We start from the raw sequence: 18834 nt of genomic DNA on the forward strand, positions 1-18834 counted from the left end.
TGTCATGAATATGGAAAGGATGCCGTCTATCAGCCTGATGAGTCGCCTGTGGCCGTTCCTGCTTGTCTTATGTGTGCTGGCATTCGTTACTTTTCCTACTCTGGAAGGAATCGTGACGCGATGGGTAAAGTGGGACGAATCATACTCCCATGGTCTTTTGTTAGCCGGCGTGTCGCTGTATCTGATCTGGCGAAAGGCGAAGGCCAATCCGGTGGCCCCGGGCTTCGCCCCGGTTTGGGTTCTTCCTTTGATAGCGTGTCTGCTTGCCTATTGGGTAGGGGGGTTGATTCGTCTTCAGGCGCTTCAGCAATTGGCGTTGGTGCCTCTTTTGTTTGCTGCCTGCGCGACGCTGATGGGGTGGCGCCAGGCTCGCTGGTTCATTGTGCCGCTGGGTTTGCTGTTTCTGACCATTCCTGTGTGGGATTTCCTGGCCTGGGCGCTACAGGTAATTACCGTTTCCGTTAATAAGTTCCTGTTGGGTTTTTTCGATATTGATTTTGAGGTGGAGGGCGTTTTCGTTTACCTCATCGGTGTCGGAACCTTTGAAGTTGCTCATGGATGCTCTGGACTCCGGTATCTGCTGGTGGGGCAGGCGCTGGTTCTGATTTATGGCGAGTTATACCTGTCGAGGTTACGATCCCGCATCACGTTATTCTGTTTGGGGGTGGCATTCGCTCTACTTGCCAACTGGATCCGGGTGTTCGTCATCATCTACATGGGGTATGAAACGAACATGCAGTCCGGCCTGATCGAGGATCATGAAAACTTTGGCTGGTGGGTGTTTGCGGGCACGCTTGTTCCCCTTTATTTTCTGGCTCGTCAGCTTGAGAAACGGGACGACCAGGTTGTTGCCAGCCAGGATAATGACGAGAAGCAAGATCACGCTAAACCCGCAGGTAAAGCTACCGTTGCTGTAACGGTTGTCGCGCTGTTGGGGCTGGTTACCTGGGTTGCTTTGCCGGACAAGCGAGGCAACATTGCTTCTGAACCCGAGGGGTACGCCATTGATTTAAGTGAAAGGTATTCCCCGGTCTTCGGATCTGCACTGGAGGGGTGGCGCCCCAACGTTCTCAATCCAGACAGAGTGTATGCGCAGACCCTGTTTGACCGTTTGCAGGCCCGCGCAGGGCAAGGTTTGGGCACAACCTACTATCTCGGCGCGTTTACCTATGACTATCAGAGGCATCGTGCGGAACTCATCCAGTACAGCAACCGCCTTTATGACCGTGATTTCTGGATTCCGGAAGGCTTCTTTGATGTTGAAAACAGCCTGAATATCCCGGTGCAGGGAGTCACCCTGAAACATCGTGTTTCCGGACAACGTGTGCATCTGGGGTATAGCTACTTTGTTCAGGGGCAGTGGGAAACCGATCAGTGGCGCGCGAAGCTTGCTCAAGTGGGTGGGTTCTTCAGTGGCCGTGATGATGCCTCTTTACTCATCTCTGCAGTGGCGTGCGATGGCTGTGAGGTGGCTGCAACGCTTGCTGAGTTTATCGAGTCTACCTTTCCGGTGATTCTTGAGCAGATTGATCAAGAGGTGGTGCGATCAGATCGTTGAGTTGGCTCTCTAATCGGGACAGAAACTGTTCGTGATTTGTTGAATACCATTCGATTGCCAGCCTGGACATCTGGGCCAGCGTGGCCGGTGGCTGGTCTATCGCAGCTTGAATGCTCCGCTCCAGAGCTTGCTCTGAGACAAGGTAACGGGTGCCCAGGCGAAACGTCAGGTTTCTTTCCACATGTGCCAGAAAGCCTCTGTCCTTCCCAACCAGCTCGTTCATGGGCGGTGCATCAGTTGTTATTGTAATACAGCCGTAAGCCATGGCCTCTGCCAGTACCTGGCCATAACCCTCCACCTCAGAAGGTAGTACCGCGAAACCGGCCTGGGTCCAGAGTGTGTTCAGTTCATTGTTCGTGAGATTTTTCTCTACCCTGATATTGGCGGCGGGGGTGGTGTCCAGATGCTGGGAGACAACGACCAGTTCTGGCCATTCAGGGTGCCTCTGCCAACATGCCATAACACGCTGCGTGCCCTTGAACTGACTGTTGCCGGCTACATGCAAAGCCAAACGGTAGTCTTTCCTCTCTGAGCTGGTCCGGGCGCTAACTTCACCGCCGGTAAATCCCAGATATTGGGTGTCTGCATGTAAGGCGGAAAAAATTGATACCGCGTGGTGTGTTTTGCAGAGTATACGGTTGGTAAAGCTGAGGTAGGGACCTCTCGACTCAATGAACCATTCCTGGTTAGGGATGAGCCAGTGGTGTCGGCCAGCAGCCAATTGAGATATCCAGATATTCTCGAGGTGAATGACGAGATCTGCCTGTTGAACCGGACGTAGTAGCCTGAGCAAGCCGATCTGACTGCGATAGAAGAGTTTGCTGAGAAATCCGGGGCAAAATCGTTCTAATGCCTTGAATCGATAGGCTGAAAGGCGGGAACGCCATACGGGAGTAGGGGGCAGTTGAACCTGCCTGGCCTGGTGCCCAAGCTGCTGTAGGGCTGCTTCCAGTATCCTGGCATCTTTTTGCAGCCCTCTGCCGCTATTGGCATAAACAATCAGTACATCCATGAACCTGACCTGAAATGAAAAAGCCCTGCAAGTGCAGGGCTTTTAAAGCGTAGCATAGAACTCGATGTCAGGCTTTTTTACGGCCTTTCATCCGGACGGCAATGCCAGCGAGACCAAGGCCAAGCAGTGCCAGCGTGCCAGGCTCGGGAACCTTGGTGGCACGAACTGCGATCACCATATCGTCATGGTTGTCATCGCCAACATAGCCATCGTCCAGGCTGATTACGAAGTAATCTTCTTCAACATAGAAGAGGTTGAAGTTGGTGCTGGAGTTCGGTTTGGCGATGTTGTTGAACTGACTGCCGTTGGCGCCATCGTTGTTGATGGTAACTCCGCTGCCGTTGATGAACTTGAAGTTCAGCAGGGCGTCAAGACCACCGTAGAATACGGCGCTGAACTGGTCATCAGGATTGCTGTTGGTATCGAATACCAGAGTGTTACCCCAGTAAAACTGGTTGTTGTCGTTCGCTTCTTTACCCAGGTAGGTGAAGGTCAGCTTGAACGGATCGGAGCTGGTGGATTTCAGGTTGTGGCCGAACAATACGGTATCACCCACGTTGTACAGAGGTGCATCCGCTGTCCAGGTACCACCTACGCGAGTGGCGTAATCGTTGTCTCCCGGAACACTTTGCTCAGCTACAGCGCCAGGTGCGTTTGCATTGGCAACAGAATCGATATAGGCAGCCTGAGCTACTCCCGCAAAACCGACGGCTGCAGCCATTGCCAAGCCTTGAGTCAATTTTTTCATTTGAGTCACTCCTCCAGTGAGTGGTCTTTGCGTTACGTCATCCTCTAATAAGCAGGCTTCGTGCCAAAATTTAAGTCATTGAATATTAATGAACTTTTCTGGCCGCTGCTGTTTGGTTGTAAAATAACTCGACAACCAGAATGCTCACTTAGTTAACCTGATGCTCTACCGGATCGGACGGTTCACTACTCAATCCATTGATATCAATTACCTGAATCGTAAAGTACCAGGTGCCGGGCGCCAGGCCGGTAACCGTGGTTGAGGTTGTGCCTGCCGGCACCTCCAGAGTTTGAGTCAGGTTTGCAGCATCCTGTCCGTAGTTGATCCGGTAACGGTCAATTTCGCTCAGCGAAATGCTGCTGCCGTCTACCCTGGTGCCCGGAGGCGTCCACGATAGTGTCACACTGCCGCTGGCATCGCCGGTACCACCGGGCTGGCTGGTGACCGGTGATTCTGGCTCCGATACGGTTTCGAGCGTGTACGGGTGCAGGCCCGATTGATAAGCCTCAAGAACCGTCACGCCGCTATCGTTAAGCACCCGGCTCGCTGATGGTTGCATCAGGGGGAGTCCGTAGCGAAGTTTGTAAAGATCGTCGATGCCGTCGTTCAAGGTGCTTTCGGCGAACTCGCTGTCCAATGCCAGATGCTGGACGGTGTTGGTCGTGGATATGGCATCTCCAGTGGCGGCGTCGGTAATCGCCAGTTGTGCGGTGGCACCCCAGCCGAACTCAAAGTACTCCATGGTGATGGCAACGGGGGTCCCTGCTTCGAGACTCGCGGTGGCGTTGTAGCTGGTGGGGGATTGGTTCTTCCACTGATCAATGACGGTAGACCCGTTGAGGAAAAGCCGAACACCATCATCCGTGGTGGTGGTGAAGGTGTAGTCCCGGGTTCCTTCATTGTGGGGGGGTGTGAACCATCCCTGCCAACGCACGCTGAACCGGTCCTTTGGAAGCTCCGCTGCCGGGCTTCCACTATTCCAGTTGAAGTCGACGGTCGCATCCCGCTGACTGTAAACGAAGCTGTCAAACTCGGTGCCTGTGAAGTATTGGCCGACGAATCCGGTTGCATACACTTCCTGGGGGGCAGGGAAGTCGCTGGCATCGGTGGGATTGGTGCCGGCCTGGTACTCTTGCAGGATGGTGTAGCCATCACCGTCAAGATCTACATTGGCATCGCCCGGGTTGGTGGGGTCCGTGCCATAGGCGTATTCGTACCCATCCGGAATCCCGTCGTTATCAGTATCTTCGGTGCCGGGATTGGTCCTGGCCCAGAACTCATCCATGGCGGTAAGCAGATCATTGTCGGTATCGGATTTTGAATCGGCGGCATTGGATGGATCCAGCCCGTACACAATCTCCCAGTTGTCGTACAGATCATCACTGTCCGCATCAAGTGGTGGGTACTGGCTGTTGAATGAGAGGCCCTGTTCAGCGTCAAAGTAGCCGATTCGGTAACCCTGATGGTAGGCATCTTCGGTTGTCATCTCGGGGGCCGAGTCAGGGGCTTTCTGGGCGTAGCTATGTAGCGCGCTGCCGCTGATCACTTGCTGAGAGATGCCGGGGCCGGACCAGGCGACGGTAAAGTGGTCGTCCCATCCACCTTCCTTGTGTCTGAATTCAAAGTAATATTTTTTGCCGGCCTCCAGATATTGTACGCCGGAGGTTTGTGAGGCGTAGCGGGTGAAATTATCGAGGGGCGTGGACATGGTGGAGGCGATCTGAACCGCACCGTCCGGGTTCTGGGAATCAGATAACCACAGTTGTGTCTGATCGTCGCCACTGATGTAAAAGGTGTATTCGCCCGTTGCGGGGGGCTCGATAAAGCCCCGGATCAGTGTGCCGTAATTATTGGCTCGGCTGGTGGCTTGGCGCAGTTGGGTGAGTTCAGTGATTTCATCGGGCGAATCCGGATATTTCTCTGCGTCCAGCATGCCCTGAACGTAGTTCCCGGAGATACCGTCAAAATACCAGACATCGACCTTTCCCGGTTCGCTCGTCTCTGGTATCGCGGCTGTCGGTGGCAAATCCTCAATATCCCTGAACTGCCAGTTCTGACAGCCGCTGAGCAGAACCACCACGGTGCCTACGCTCAACACTTTGATAGCAGCCATAACCCACCTTCCTTGCTATTGGAAACAATATGTAAAGTATTGTTGCAGTGTGTCAGGGCTGCCACCGGCGGCTAGGAACGTTTCGTTATGTCCTCTCTTTGGTTATAGCGCGAGTAATGATTAGCCGTTGTTGCCTGTGCTGAACTTGTCCATGATCTGCTGGGCCGCATCCGTGCGGCCGGTGGCTCGATAAGCTTCGGCCAGATGCATGGCAATTTCCTGGGAATCCGGTGCCAGGGAATGGGCTCTTTCCAGTACAGCCAGGCTTTGCTCGTGTTCACCAGCCTCGAACAGGATCCACCCATAGGTATCTGCAATCGCAGCATTTTCGGGCACCAGTTCGTAGGCGCGTTTGGCCAGTGATGCCGCTTCGCTGTTGCCGGCCTCATAATACAGCCAGGCGAGATTGTTCAGCGCCAGGGCGTTGTCCGGGGTCAGTTGCAGAACCTGCTGGTAGTGCTCAATGGCCGCATCCGTCTGGCCTGCTTGCTGGGTTTGAAGCGCCAGTGTAAGCAGAATTGACGAATTGTTCGGGAATTGTTTGTTGGCTTCCTGCAGTGCTTCTATCGAATTCTGAGATCGGCCGGCGTTAGAGAGTGCGCGAGCATGGGCGATGGCCAGTTCCGCCGTTTGTCGCTTGGCCAGCGCCAGTTGATAAAGCTCAGCAGCTTGCTGATGTTCGCCCTGGTTCTCGTAATAGCTGGCTTCTACCTGGTAGGGCGCGGGGGAGTCCGGATGATGCTGCTTGGCATCCTGCAGCGCGCTTCGCGCGGCGGTTGCGTTGCCATTGCTGAATTCGATGGCAGCCACTTTTAGGGCAATGGCCTCGTTCTCAGGGAAGAGCGCTCGTCCGCGGCTCAGGATCTCCAGAGCGCGCTCGCTGTTGTCGCGCTGTGCCATTTGAGTGGCAATGCCTTCATACACCGCAGCGACCAGCGGTTCAGACGGTGAGGGCTGGTCTTCGCGTTCTCTTTCCATCAACCGGGCGGTCAGTTCATCGGCTCGCAACGTATCGTTGTTGATCAGCGCGGATTCCAGAAGGATCAGCCGCGGTCCGTTTGCCTCAGGGTGTTGCGTGCTGATTTCCTGCATCAGCCCGGTCAGTTGATCGCGCTTCATCACACCGGCAAGGGCCTGAATGGCGGGCAGGTTGTTCGGGTTGGTTTCGACCGCCTGGCGGTACCAGGTAATCGCCTGCTCTGTGTTCTGCTGTTCGCGGGCAAGGTTGCCCAGAGCTACCAGAGGAGCTGCTTCTTCCGGGTGTTGCTTGTGCGCCCGCTCAAAGTAGCTTGCCGCCTGTTGGGTGTTGTTCAGGCTGCTGGCCAGGTTTCCCCGGGCGATCAAAGCCGCCATGCTGTCCGGATTGGCTTTAAGCCAGGTGTCCAGGGTGTCTGTTGCCGCCTGCGAATTGCCAGACAACGCCTGGGCCTGGGATGTCAGGATTGTGGCCTGCAGGGCCTCCGTGGCATCCGACGGAATCTGACTGGCCTGTTTGATGGCATTGGCGAAATCTCGGGTTTGAGTGAGATAAGCCGCATAGCGCAGACGCAGGTTGTGGTTCTCCGGTGCCAGTTCCAGCGACTTCTCCAGGAGCTGGCGGCCACTCTGGTCATCGCCAGAAGCCAGGCTTGCAATGCCTACCAGTGCCAGTGTTTGTGGATCGGCGTCGCTGCCCTCCAGGTCTTCCAGCAGTGATTTTGCGCCAGCCGGGTCGCGCATGGATATGCGGGTGGCGGCCAGGAGTTTGCGTACTTCATCGGCGTTTTCCATATCGGCCAGCGGTGCAAGCAGTTTCTCCGCCTCCTCGGGGCGGCCTTGCCGATAACGTATTACGCCCAGCATCAATGCGCTTTGTTGATGATTGGGAACCTGGTTAAGGACTTCCTGCAGATATCTGGCGGCGGTATTCAGGTCGCCATCATTATAGGCTGAGGCCGCGGCTTCCAGGTTGCTTTTGATCGTACCCGGACCGGACTTGGCGAGGATTTCCTCGTAGACAAATGCCTCCGCCGATTTGCCCTGCTCACGCAGAACGGTGATCAGGGCCGAAATGGTCTGGTATTTCCGGAAGGTCATAACGTCGAACTGGCCAATTGTCTCCAGTGCGCGTATGTACGCCTGTTCTGCTTCGGCCCATTGTTGCCGGGCATGGGCGAATTGCGCTTTCCAGAGCCAGACGTCCTCGTGTTCAGCGTCAATTTCTATGGCTTTCTCAAGGCGTTCCTTCGCAGTGTCGAAGTCGCCCTTGGCCGTGGCAACCCGGGACAGGCCGACCATGGCAACAACGTTATTGCTGTGTTTGTCGAACGCGCTCTGGTAGGCCTCTTCGGCTTTGTCAAAGTCGCCGCTGGTCAACCAGGCGCGACCTTTCAGGTTGTCTGCCTGCAACTGTTGATCCGGAGAGGGCGATGAAATCTGGTCCAGAGATTCCAGGGCTTCCTGGTGTTTACCCTGGAGAATACGGGCTTCAGCCCGGATCAACGCAGCCTGGTTGCGTTCCGATTGGCCCAGCTCCTCAATGTTCGTCTTCTCAAGGAGCTTGTCCAGTTGCCGTTCAGCGTTCGCCGCATCACCGGCAGTTAGCAGGTTGTGGATGATGACAAAGTAGGGGGCGGCGCGATTCGGCTGGAGATCGATGGCGCTTCGGGCCTCGATGGTGCTTGCTTTCAGCTCACCCTGGCGCTGGAAAAACCGTGCCTGGTCTACATGGCTGATGTACTGAATGTCTTCCTGAGACATGTCCGGTTCGCTGTTGCACCCCGTCACGGCCAAAGCGATGGCAGCGGATAGCAGTGATGCACGCGCAATAGTTCTTATCTTCATGCCCTGGTCCTTCCTTCGTCGGGTCTTGTTCTGTTCCAGCATTGGGTGTCTCAGGCCTCGTTCGGGGCGGTGTTGGTCTCAATCCGGTACTTGTCGGTCAGGTTGTACAGCGTCGGGCGGGTAACGCCCAGAAGGCGCGATGCCTGAGCCATGTTGAAATTACTGGTGGTGAGGGCCTGAATAATCGCCTTTCGTTCTGCCGCTTCACGTACCTGGCGCAGGTTGAGCTGAAAGTCGGTGTCGCAGCCTTCGAGCGGCAGAACCAGGTCCTCGGCGGTGATGCGCTTGCCATCGGCCATGATGATCGCCCGCTTCACCTTGTTGATCATTTCACGCACATTGCCTGGCCAGCTGTAGGCATTGATGGCCTGAACCGCATCGTCCGAGAACGTGAGGTTAGGGCGGTCCATCTGTTTGCCCAGGGTTTTCAGGAGGGATTGTGCAATCACCAGTGGGTCACCATCCCGTTCACGCAGGGCAGGCACATCCAGTGTGATTTCACTGATCCGGTAATACAGGTCTTCCCGGAAATCGCCCTGGGCAATCAGGTCCTGAACATTCCGGTGGGTGGCGCACACCACCCGGACATCAACGGGAATCGGTTTTACCGAACCTACCCGGTCGACTACTCGTTCCTGCAGGAAGCGAAGCAGTTTGGCCTGCAGTGCCATCGGCATATCGCCAATCTCGTCGAGAAACAGGGTGCCGCCATTGGCGCTCTCAATCTTGCCTTTCTTGGACTGGGTTGCGCCGGTAAAGGAGCCTTTCTCGAACCCGAACAGTTCGCTTTCCAGCAGGTTTTCCGGAATGGCGGCGCAGTTGATGGCCGCAAAGGGTTTGTCGGCGCGATGGCTCAGGTCGTGCAGGGCCCGGGCCAGGAGTTCCTTGCCGGTACCGGTTTCGCCGGTAATCAGGGTGGTGACATCGGTAGGCGCAACCTTTTCAACCGTGCGGCAAATCACCAGCATTTCGGGGCTGGCGGCAACAATGCCTTTGATGTTGGTGCCATTGCCTTGCGAGGACAGTTCGCGGTTTTCTTTTTCCAGTTCCGCGAGGCGGAATGCCCGATTTACCACAAAGGTGAGGATGTCGGCATCCAGTGGCTTCTGGTAGAAGTCGCAGGCTCCCATGCCTATGGCCTTGACGGCGTTTTCCTTGTCTTCCCTGCCAGTCACCACGATCACTTTGGTCATGGGCGCCAGGCGAAGGATATCTTCCAGCAGGGCGAAACCCTCAGTGGCGCCGCCGGGGTCGGGTGGCAAGCCAAGATCCAGCGTCACCACTTCAGGCTCGAGACGCCGAAGTGCCGTTAGCGCTGCCTCCCGGTCAGCGGCCACCGAGACTTCAATGTCTTCACTGAAGCACCATCGCATCTGGCTCTGGAGGCCAGGATCATCCTCGACTATCAATAACTGCTTCACAACAACAACCAGTCCTTTGTTCCGTGTTCATATCGGATAGACGCCCATGAGGCGAACGCGATTCCATGACTCTGATTCTTAACTGAACATTGACACTTTGCAATGCTCGCTTAATAAAATAGTCTTCTCCGTCGGTTAATTGACGGCTTGCCTGCCTTCCTGCAAGCCGGAATCTGTCGGTTCCGGCTTGTTCCCGGCTGATTCGCCGGTTGCTGCATTGGCCAGCGGAATACGTACCGAAAAGCAGGAGCCCAGGCCGGGCTCGCTGGTTACGTCAATCGAACCGCCCAGTTCCTGTATGTATTCCCGGGCCTGATAGGCTCCAATCCCCATACCGGTAAGCCCTTTGGTGCTTTCGAAGGGTTTGAAAAGCCGGGTGCGGATAAACTCTTCCGTCATGCCGCTGCCGGTATCCTGGATAAACAGCACCACGCTGCCTTTGGCCGTTTTCAGGTTCAGTGTGATTTCCCCGGTTGGAGCCGTGGCGTCCTGGGCGTTGCGAATCAGGTGGCCCAGCACGCTGCGCAGCTGTTCTTTGTCGGCGCATACCTGGATGGCGGGTGGAGCACCCAGTAGCATCGGTGCCGGGCTGCGGCGGCTGTTGTCTTCAATCAGCTCGCGGACCAGTTGGGTCAGGTCTATGGGAGCACGTTGCTCGTCCGCCCCGGAGGATGGTTTGCGGATATGATCCACGAGGTTCGACATTTTACGGACCGCATGATCGGTGGTGGCAATCATGTCGTCGATAAAGGCTGGGTTGTTGCGATGTTTGGGCGCATTCTTGACCAGCAGGGACAACTGGGCGATCAGTGTTTTCAGGTCATGCACCATGAACGCGCTGGCCTTGCTGACGGCTTCAAACTGCATGGCCCGTGAGAGCCGGTTCTGGGCATCGTTCTGGGCGATGAGATTACAGGTCTGGCGGGCCACCACCTTGATCAGGTCGAAGTTCTCCCAGTTAAGCTCCACCCTGGCGTAAGGCGCGCCGACCATGGCAATGCCGTAGAGTTCGTTATCAAGATACAGCGGGATGACCAGCCAGGCTTCCGGGGTCTTGGTGATGGAGTCCGGTATTTCCAGCAGGTTGTAGCTCACCGGGTCTTCCCGGTATTCGCTCAGGTCTATGATCCATTCGCGATCTTTGAAGAACTTCACCATATCCGAGTGTTCGTCAATGATGGTGTACTTCGGAGTCGCGATATTGACGCTTGCTTTCAGGTGGAAATCTTTCTGCTCGCCCTTTATCCAGATCGCACCGGCATTGCTTTCCACCAGTCCGGCCAGAATGCGCACCACTCGCTCGGGCAGGGGCGGTTCGTTGCTCAGATTGGCCAGTTCCTTGGTGAGCTTGAGCCATTCTTCCCGGTAGTCGTACTTGTAGTCGAAGAAGTTCTGGCTGATGAAGACCATCAGGCGCCCACGAATCCGCCGCGACAACAGAAGTGTGACCAGAAACGCCAGGGAAACGGTGATGAACAGAACCTGCAGGGCTTCGCCCCACTCACCACCCAGGGCGCGTACGTAGTAACCGCCGATGGCCAGCAGTAACAGGTATCCGCCCGCGAAGATGAGTGTGCCAGCGTGAAATACGGCCGAACGGGACAACTGGAAGTCCACAGGTTGTTTGCGTGTGTTCACCACATTGATGGCAAAAAGGGGCATGAGTGCGGCGTTCACAAAACCGCGCGCATTCCAGAACGAATCCGCGACTTGCCCGAACAGCAGCGCATCGGCATACATGAAGAAATCAAAGGCGAAGATGGTGGCAACGCCAATGCACAGGTATTTCATGCTGGAGCGGCCGAAGACAGTAGAGTTTCGCCAGATTTGCTCGACCAGCGACAGGCCCAGGAGTGACAGGGCGATCTGGCCGATCACCTTGGTTTTACCGCTGACAAGATCGATGTGGAGGGCGAACTCAAGTGTACCAAGGGCCAGCAAGGTGATGATCAGTATCGCCGTCGCGGCACCCAATACCTTCTTTATTTGACTGGTGAACCGGCCTTGGCGAAAGCCGTCGCGAAGCATGGCGAACAGCAGGAGCAACCAGGCTGTGTCTCTGAGCAGTTCCAGGAGGTAGCGGGTGAAGAACCCGGGCGATCCCCAGAGGCTTTGGGTAACCAGGACGGAGGCCCACAGGGCGGTAACAATGGCGGCAAGGAACAGAGCACGATCAATGTCGCGGCGAAGATAACGGGTTGCCACAAGAACGGCCAGAACCGCAAAGACAGCGGCTGCCGCACCGTGACTGATCACGCTGATATCCCTGAACATTAGCTCTTTCCTTGAACACCGGGAATCCCGGGCCTGCCGGTGCCCGGGTACTGTATTTAATATGTACAGGGTAGCGCCGAAAAGGGCCGTTCGTCTATTTGAATACTCAAATTACCGATGAGTTTCACACCGGTTTTTTGTTATCGCGATAATATCGGAAAATCTCTTTCAATGGCCGTTTGGGCTCAAAACCGAATTCCCGGGCGAAGGCGCGACCGTCAATCACCACCGGATATTTGAAGAATGCCATCAGGTACGGAGGGAAGCTGCGCAGGTTCAGAACCCGGGCAATGGCCTTCGGCACGCTCGGTGGAATGGAGGGAATGGGTATGGTTTTGCAACCGCAGAGCTTCAGGGCGTGCTGGTAGGCGACCCAGTCTTGCGGCGCGACATTGAACACGCCTTTTACGGGCTTTGCCCAGGCGGCGACAATGGCGTCTGCCATATCGTCGATATGGATGAACTGCATCATCGGCGAAAAGCCAGCCAATACGGGTGCCCGCTCACTGCTGAGCAGGGTGCTCATGGTATTGCGAACACCGGGGCCCACGATGTTGCAGGGCCGAAGAATAGTTATGTTGAGTTCCGGGTAGCGCCAAAGATAGATGTTGGCGAGGTTCTCAAGCTCCACTGAATCCACCAGGTCGGCACTCAGGCCTGCGCTTTTGAGGGGGGCGGACTCGTCAATCAGCGCCGGGTTATAGGCCACGGCACCATAGACGTGGTAGGTGGATAGCGCAATCACCCGGCGTATGCCGTATTTGTGGGATAGGTCCAGTAGCTTCTGGGTGCCCAGTACATTGGCGTTATAGCGGCGCATGCGGGTCAGTTGGCTGGAGAGGATGCGGCCGAGATGTATCACGCCATCAAACTCATAGCGTCGGAACAGGTCTTCGAAGACCCGCTTGTTGAAGTCAATGCAGTAGCTGGGGATGTCGTCGCCCAGGTAAACCTGTTCCCGGAAATCGACGGCCACCAGGTCGCAGCTTTCTCGCAGGCGGCGGATCACTTGCTGGGCCAGCGCACCGGCAGCACCGGTGATCAGAATGCGGGGTCTTTGGTGCTTGCTCATCAGAACAGCCTTTTCCTTTCGCTCAGTCCCTTGTCAATCAGTCGGCTGATCTCGGCTTTCACAGCCTCTACCCGTTCGGTGACCTGCTCTTCAGGGATTTCGGTATCATCAAAATACATGGGTTCCCCGAAATTCAGGTGTACCTTGGCGGGGAGCACCACGGGCAGGGCGACAGGAACGTAGGGTACGCCCAGGGCATTGGCCAGTGGCTTGATGTTGGCAATGGCCGGGATGGTCTCTTCGCAGCCCACTACGCCCACAGGCACAATGGGCGCCTTGTACTTCATGGCCAGATGCATAAAACCGTTGCCGAAACGCTTCAGTTGATACCTGTCCCGGTAGAGCTTGCCGGAGCCTCTTACGCCCTCCGGAAACACAATCACTGCTTCATTGTTGGCGAGCATCTTCGCGCAGTTGACCGGGTCTCCGAGCACGGCGCCGATTTCGTTCAGGAGATTGCCAAGCCACGGCACCGTCGGAAAGAAGCGCTCGATCATGGCGCGGGGAATTCGAGGATTTTTTTCCCGTGAGGCGAGGGCGTAACCAATGAGCAGGCCGTCGATGGGTAACTGGCCGGAGTGGTTGGCGATAATCAGGACCGGGCCTTCTGCGGGCACGTTATCTACGCCGGAGGCACTGACCCGAAAGTATTTCTCGTAGATTTGCCGGGCAACCGAGAAACCGTACTTCACCGCTTCGTTGTTATAACCCCAGGGATCGTAGCCCAGTGTGCCGATGGGTTTGCGAATGCGGTTTACCTGCTCGTCCAGTTCCGCCGGTATCAGTTTCGATCTCAGATACGATGCCAGGCCCATGCCCGCTCCCTGTGTCAAAGAAGTCGCCGCTCAGGCGCGGCCGATGAATACACCCAGTGTGTGGCTCTGGCCTTCATTTAATACCCGATAATCCGAGGCTGCATTGGCTGTTTCGACGCAGAGCATTTTCTGCCAGGCAGAATCCGGGAAATCTGACAGGCGTTGCGCTTTTCCGGGGCCTGGGTTCCAGACCACGGTTGAGTCACTACCTACAGACGTAAGCTTTCGTTTGCCCGCAGGCGTTACCACGGTCAGTGCTTCGCCGGTTTCGTATATCCGGTCCACTTCACCCTCGAAGTAGACAGGCCCTTCCTGTGAGGCGTATTCCCAGTCTTTCAGCGTGTCGATGTACTGGCTGTTTCCCAGGCCCAGCACGCGGGTTCGCTGGCTATCGTCTGTGGGCAGGTAGGTGTGCAGCGCCTGGCTGAACGCCAGCGGCGCTTTTGAGAGATTGGTGGTTGTCAGGGCAATCTGGCAACCGCGAACGGAAAAACTGAAGGTGATCAGGGCCAGGGCGTGGCCGTCCCAGTGTTCCCGGAAATCGTCGTTGGCGCTGAGGGACAGGCTGATTTCTACCTCATGGGCGCTTTCCTGAACATCTTCCAGGCGCCATAAAGCGGTGCGGGCAAAGCCGTGGGCTGAGGATGACGCTATGCGCTTGCGGATTTCCGGCGGGTTCCGGAGTGGGTCTCCAAACCAGGGCCAGCACACGGGAATACCGCCACGAATCGCTCGGCCGGGTTGAAAGCGGGCGAGTTCACTGAGCCAGAGCCAGTTGCGTTCGTCTTTTGGCGCGAAATGAGTGAGGTGTGCCCCCTGTAGAAACAACGTGGCCTGGAACAATGGGTGATGAACCTCAAGTGCCTCCAGTTGCCCGATGGTACTCCAGCGGGTGAATGACCAGTTGCCGGGGCCTCCGGTTGCTGGCGGCTTGCTACTGCTGTCCGACATATTCAAAAACTGCGTCCTTTAGGTAAAACTCCGTAGCTTCAGAGTAAATTAAAACCGTGTGTGCGGCGAGTTTCCGAATACAATACGCCAAAATTGTGAGGGTCTGAACATGGAATCCGAAAATCCTGTGGCGGTGGTCTTGCCGATGCCGGAGCCGCTGCTTGAGCAGTCGACCGGGCAGCTGGACAAAGTGGCTGGTGACAGCGCCAAGATTGGCGATGCTGGCCGCTGTGATTCTGTGTCGGTGCCTGATGCCTGGCTGGATGAGCTGGCTGATAACCTGAGCGAGAAAGCCTGGATTGAGCTGGATCTGCTAGGGCATTTGCCCGCCGGCTTGATCGCGGCGCTTCGTAACGAGGTGGAGATACTGGACCGCACCGAAGCCATGGGGCGAGCAGGGATTGGGCGCGGTGCCGATCTGACCCGTGATCGCAGCGTCCGCCGGGATAAAATCGCCTGGCTGGATGGTTATACCGCCGCTCAGTCGGAGCTGTTCCGGTTCTTTGATGCCCTGCGGCTTGGTCTGAATCAGCGCTTGTTTCTTGGGCTGAAGCGTTATGAGGCGCACTATGCCACCTATCAGCCTGGCGATTTCTACAAGCGCCACCTGGACAGCTTCCGGGGCAGGGCCTCACGCGTGGTCAGTCTGGTGCTGTATCTGAATGAGGGTTGGCAGCTGCAAGACGGGGGAGAGTTGCGGGTGTTCAGCTCCGACAACGAAGATCAGATGGTTGGTCTGGTGCGGCCGGAAGCAGGGCGTGCGGCACTGTTTCTGAGTGAGGATGTGCCCCACGAGGTATTACCCGCCAATCGCACCCGGTACAGCATTGCCTGTTGGTTCCGGCAGGACGAAGTCCCTTTGCCGTTGTAGTCCTTATACCCTTCTGTTAATATGCGCGCCGCTTTCGAGGGAAATGCCCCGAAACGCCGTTATGGTGGCCCCATTGGTGCCTCCGCAACATGAAACCGTGAACCCGGTCAGGCCCGGAAGGGAGCAGCCGAAGCGGTGGATGTGTGTGCCGGGGGATCGCTGGTGGGGTCACCCCCATATCCTGCCTCTTGTTTTGCCTGTTTCCTCTCCCGTTTGTTGCGCAAGCGCATGCTTCTTCTCATTGCCTGTCCATGCTAGAGTTGTTCCCATTTTTCAGAGCAGTTGATGGATCATGAGCTATCAGGTTTTAGCCCGGAAATGGCGCCCCCGTACCTTTGAAGACATGGTGGGGCAGGAACATGTGTTACAGGCGCTTATTCACGCCCTGGAACACCAGCGCCTGCACCATGCCTACCTGTTTACCGGCACCCGGGGCGTGGGCAAAACCACCATTGGCCGCCTGCTGGCCCGCTGTCTGAACTGTGAGACCGGCATAACGCCGAATCCCTGCGGTGAATGCGACAGCTGCAAGGAGATCCTGGAGAACCGTTTTGTTGATCTGATCGAAATCGATGCTGCCTCCCGCACCGGTGTAGATGACATGCGGGAACTGACCGACAACGTGCAGTACGCTCCCACGCGCGGCCGCTACAAGGTGTACCTCATCGATGAGGTGCACATGCTCACCAACCAGTCCTTCAACGCCTTTCTGAAAACCCTGGAAGAGCCTCCTGAACACGTCAAGTTCCTGTTGGCCACCACTGATCCCCAGAAGCTGCCGGTGACGGTGCTTTCCCGGTGTCTGCAGTTCAATCTCAAGCGGATGACGCCGGAGCACATTGTTGGCCACCTGAAGCACGTTCTGACCGAAGAACAGATCCCGTTTGAAGACCCGGCCCTGTGGCTGTTGGCGAGGGCGGCCGATGGCAGTATGAGGGATGCCCTCAGCCTGACCGACCAGGCGATTGCATTCGGCAACGAGAACCTGGCTGCCAGTGATGTCAGCAATATGCTGGGCACCATCGATCAGCGCGATATCCAGCGCATTGTTAACGCATTGGTTGAGCGTGATGGCCCCGGCCTGCTGTCTGAAATTAACCGGATCTCGGATTTTGCGCCGGATTACGGCGTCATCCTGTCCGATATGCTGTCCCTGTTTCATCGCGTCACCATGGAGCAGGTGGTGCCGGGCAGTGCCGACAACGCCATGGGCGACGCTGCCCAGGTGCAGGAACTGGCCCGTCGGCTCAGTGCCGAAGATGCCCAGTTGTTCTACCAGACCGCCTTGATTGGCCGGAAAGATCTGTCGGTGACGCCGGATGCCCGTATGGGCTTTGAAATGACCTTGCTGCGCATGCTGGCGTTTCGACCGGGTACCGATCGCCGGGAACCGCCGGCGCTGGTTTCCGGCAACAGCAACAATGGCACGGCGGAGTCAGAACCTGAGCCTGGCCCGGTTTCGCAAACCGCGCCCACCCAGGCTGTCGCCGCGGCACCGCCACCCGAGCCCGCGCCTCAGCCGGTTCCCAGTCCGGAGCCGGTAGCTGAACTTGAACCACAGCCACCCATGGTGGATGACCCGCCACCCTGGGAGCCAGCAGACTACGGCGTTCAGGCCGAATCACCGGAATGGCAAGAGCCGGTGCCGCAATCGGATTCCAGTATTGAGCCGGACGCAAACGCGATATCCGAGCCAGAGTCAGCGCCGGAACCAGTTTTGGCCCCTGATACGGTGCAGTCAGAGCAAAATGCTGACCAGGCCCTGGTGAACGAGCCTGAGCCAGCCCCTGCCGAGCCCGAGCAACCGGTTACCTCCGACGGGTTTGTCTGGGAACGCGATTTCCGTTCGCTGGGTATTACCGGCATGCCCGGTAACCTGGCCAGCTATTCGTCCATGAGAATGGAAGGGCAGGCGGTTGTACTGACTCTGGATGAGGGGCATGCGCGGCTGCTCAACGCTCGCCACGAAGAAAAAATACTGGCGGCCTTGAGATCACGCTTCGGCGACGCCACACAGTTGAAGATAGAGCAGGGTGTGCCGGGGTTGCATACGCCCGCCGCCTTCGAGGAGCGCCAGCGGGCGGCGCGCCAGAAAGCCGCGGAAGAGTCCATCCGGCAGGATCCTCTGGTCAAGAGTATTGTGGAACGATTTGAAGGGCGGGTCGTCGAAGAAAGTATCCGCCCCGCAGAAACAGCCAGGAGATAAGTAGATGATGAACAATATGGGCGACCTGATGAAAAAGGCCCAGCAGATGCAGGAGCAGATGCAGAAGGCCCAGGAAGAGATCGCCAAAGCCGAAGTGACCGGTGAATCCGGCGCCGGGTTGGTAAAAGTCACCATGAACGGCCGGCACGATGTCCGCAAAGTGGATATCGATCCGTCCCTGTTGTCTGAAGACAAGGAAATCCTGGAAGACCTGCTGGCTGCCGCCGTGAACGATGCGGTTCGCCGGGTAGAGGCCAACCAGAAAGAAAAAATGTCGGGCATGATGTCTGGCATGGGGATGCCGCCCGGTTTCAAGATGCCGTTCTGAGCCGGCCTGCCATCGATTTTTTAAGGAGTAGTCATGGCATTCAGCCCCCTGGTTGATGAATTGGTGGAGTCCCTGCGATGCCTGCCCGGTGTTGGCCAGAAAACGGCCCAGCGCATGGCCTTTCATCTGCTGGAGCGGGGGCGCTCTGGCGGAACCCGGCTGGCAGCGGCGCTGAATCATGCGATGGACGGCGTGCGCCGTTGCGACAGCTGCCAGAATTTTTCGGATACCGAAATCTGCCAGATTTGCGAGAAACCCGAGCGCCGCAATGGCACCCTGTGTGTGGTTGAAAGCCCTTCAGACCTGCTCGCCATTGAGCAGGCCGGCGATTACAAAGGCAGTTACTTCGTGTTGATGGGGCATCTGTCGCCCATCGATGGCGTGGGCCCGGAGGAGATCGGGATTGAACGCCTGCTGGATCGGGTGCGCCGTGAAGGCGTAACGGAATTGATCCTGGCCACTAACCCCACGGTGGAAGGCGAAGCCACCGCCCATTACATTGCTGACCGCCTTGATGGCCAGAATATCCTGATTACACGCCTGGCCCATGGCATTCCGGTTGGCGGTGAGCTGGGCTATGTTGACGGCTTTACACTCACCCATGCATTCCGGGGTCGCAAACCCCTGTCTGAATAAGTTCCC

14 protein-coding genes and 1 other RNA gene are annotated in these 18834 nt (G+C 56.8%); 6 read left to right on the top strand and 9 right to left on the bottom strand.

Features of this window, described 5'->3' with window-relative positions; all coding sequences use genetic code 11:
* Window positions 1-4: 4 nt before the first annotated feature.
* The gene (xrt, locus tag QPL98_RS02130) at window positions 5-1558 is read left to right on the top strand and encodes an exosortase (protein ID WP_303292537.1); all 1554 of its coding nucleotides are present in this window, start codon (window positions 5-7) and stop codon (window positions 1556-1558) included.
* Here xrt and QPL98_RS02135 read toward each other — a convergent pair.
* The 9 genes from QPL98_RS02135 to QPL98_RS02175 form a co-directional block, all read right to left on the bottom strand.
* Window positions 1500-2570: a glycosyltransferase gene (locus tag QPL98_RS02135; protein ID WP_303292538.1), complete on the bottom strand. Its 1071-nt coding sequence runs from the start codon at window positions 2568-2570 to the stop codon at window positions 1500-1502. The genes xrt and QPL98_RS02135 overlap by 59 nt on opposite strands.
* A 67-nt stretch (window positions 2571-2637) precedes the next feature.
* Entirely contained in the window at window positions 2638-3318 is a 681-nt protein-coding gene (locus QPL98_RS02140; protein WP_226538098.1) for a PEP-CTERM sorting domain-containing protein, read from the bottom strand.
* A gap of 148 nt (window positions 3319-3466) precedes the next feature.
* Complete coding sequence (locus QPL98_RS02145) at window positions 3467-5431, bottom strand: PA14 domain-containing protein (RefSeq protein ID WP_303292539.1); 1965 nt, start codon at window positions 5429-5431, stop codon at window positions 3467-3469.
* 120 nt (window positions 5432-5551) lie between these two features.
* Complete coding sequence (locus QPL98_RS02150; RefSeq protein WP_303292540.1) at window positions 5552-8254, bottom strand: tetratricopeptide repeat protein; 2703 nt, start codon at window positions 8252-8254, stop codon at window positions 5552-5554.
* A 50-nt stretch (window positions 8255-8304) separates the two neighbouring features.
* Window positions 8305-9675 (bottom strand): PEP-CTERM-box response regulator transcription factor, encoded by a 1371-nt coding sequence (gene prsR / locus QPL98_RS02155; protein ID WP_014421323.1) that lies wholly within the window; start codon window positions 9673-9675, stop codon window positions 8305-8307.
* Between the two features lie 135 nt (window positions 9676-9810).
* Window positions 9811-11949, bottom strand: a complete 2139-nt coding sequence (prsK, locus tag QPL98_RS02160; RefSeq protein WP_303292541.1) for an XrtA/PEP-CTERM system histidine kinase PrsK — start codon at window positions 11947-11949, stop codon at window positions 9811-9813.
* A gap of 124 nt (window positions 11950-12073) precedes the next feature.
* The gene (locus QPL98_RS02165) at window positions 12074-13021 is read right to left on the bottom strand and encodes an SDR family oxidoreductase (RefSeq protein ID WP_303292542.1); all 948 of its coding nucleotides are present in this window, start codon (window positions 13019-13021) and stop codon (window positions 12074-12076) included.
* Window positions 13021-13836, bottom strand: coding sequence for a lysophospholipid acyltransferase family protein (locus QPL98_RS02170; RefSeq protein ID WP_022991126.1), 816 nt, complete (start codon window positions 13834-13836; stop codon window positions 13021-13023). Before QPL98_RS02170 ends, QPL98_RS02165 begins: the two co-directional genes overlap by 1 nt.
* Before the next feature lie 30 nt (window positions 13837-13866).
* Complete coding sequence (locus QPL98_RS02175) at window positions 13867-14787, bottom strand: D-hexose-6-phosphate mutarotase (protein ID WP_303292543.1); 921 nt, start codon at window positions 14785-14787, stop codon at window positions 13867-13869.
* A 190-nt stretch (window positions 14788-14977) separates the two neighbouring features.
* Here QPL98_RS02175 and QPL98_RS02180 point away from each other — a divergent pair, with 190 nt between their 5' ends.
* The 5 genes from QPL98_RS02180 to recR all read left to right on the top strand — a co-directional run bounded on the left by QPL98_RS02180 (window position 14978) and on the right by recR (window position 18828).
* Window positions 14978-15658, top strand: a complete 681-nt coding sequence (locus QPL98_RS02180) for a 2OG-Fe(II) oxygenase (RefSeq protein ID WP_303292741.1) — start codon at window positions 14978-14980, stop codon at window positions 15656-15658.
* Between the two features lie 71 nt (window positions 15659-15729).
* Window positions 15730-15826: signal recognition particle sRNA small type (ffs, locus tag QPL98_RS02185), an RNA gene on the top strand.
* A 124-nt stretch (window positions 15827-15950) separates the two neighbouring features.
* Entirely contained in the window at window positions 15951-17864 is a 1914-nt protein-coding gene (gene dnaX / locus QPL98_RS02190) for a DNA polymerase III subunit gamma/tau (protein WP_303292544.1), read from the top strand.
* A gap of 4 nt (window positions 17865-17868) precedes the next feature.
* Complete coding sequence (locus tag QPL98_RS02195) at window positions 17869-18192, top strand: YbaB/EbfC family nucleoid-associated protein (protein WP_061331094.1); 324 nt, start codon at window positions 17869-17871, stop codon at window positions 18190-18192.
* A gap of 33 nt (window positions 18193-18225) precedes the next feature.
* Window positions 18226-18828: a recombination mediator RecR gene (gene recR, locus QPL98_RS02200; RefSeq protein WP_011785096.1), complete on the top strand. Its 603-nt coding sequence runs from the start codon at window positions 18226-18228 to the stop codon at window positions 18826-18828.
* Window positions 18829-18834 lie beyond the last annotated feature (6 nt).

The organism is Marinobacter sp. ST-43 (assembly GCF_030541085.1).
In the GTDB taxonomy this organism is placed as follows: Bacteria; Pseudomonadota; Gammaproteobacteria; order Pseudomonadales; family Oleiphilaceae; genus Marinobacter; species Marinobacter nauticus.

Coding starts and splice junctions, on each gene's coding strand:
- QPL98_RS02165 (WP_303292542.1), bottom strand. CDS start 13,021: ATGAGCAAGCACCAAAGACCCCGCATTCTGATCACCGGTGCTGCCGGT.
- QPL98_RS02135 (WP_303292538.1), bottom strand. CDS start 2,570: ATGGATGTACTGATTGTTTATGCCAATAGCGGCAGAGGGCTGCAAAAA.
- prsK (WP_303292541.1), bottom strand. CDS start 11,949: ATGTTCAGGGATATCAGCGTGATCAGTCACGGTGCGGCAGCCGCTGTC.
- dnaX (WP_303292544.1), top strand. CDS start 15,951: ATGAGCTATCAGGTTTTAGCCCGGAAATGGCGCCCCCGTACCTTTGAA.
- recR (WP_011785096.1), top strand. CDS start 18,226: ATGGCATTCAGCCCCCTGGTTGATGAATTGGTGGAGTCCCTGCGATGC.
- QPL98_RS02150 (WP_303292540.1), bottom strand. CDS start 8,254: ATGAAGATAAGAACTATTGCGCGTGCATCACTGCTATCCGCTGCCATC.
- QPL98_RS02195 (WP_061331094.1), top strand. CDS start 17,869: ATGATGAACAATATGGGCGACCTGATGAAAAAGGCCCAGCAGATGCAG.
- QPL98_RS02140 (WP_226538098.1), bottom strand. CDS start 3,318: ATGAAAAAATTGACTCAAGGCTTGGCAATGGCTGCAGCCGTCGGTTTT.
- QPL98_RS02170 (WP_022991126.1), bottom strand. CDS start 13,836: ATGGGCCTGGCATCGTATCTGAGATCGAAACTGATACCGGCGGAACTG.
- QPL98_RS02145 (WP_303292539.1), bottom strand. CDS start 5,431: ATGGCTGCTATCAAAGTGTTGAGCGTAGGCACCGTGGTGGTTCTGCTC.
- xrt (WP_303292537.1), top strand. CDS start 5: ATGAATATGGAAAGGATGCCGTCTATCAGCCTGATGAGTCGCCTGTGG.
- QPL98_RS02175 (WP_303292543.1), bottom strand. CDS start 14,787: ATGTCGGACAGCAGTAGCAAGCCGCCAGCAACCGGAGGCCCCGGCAAC.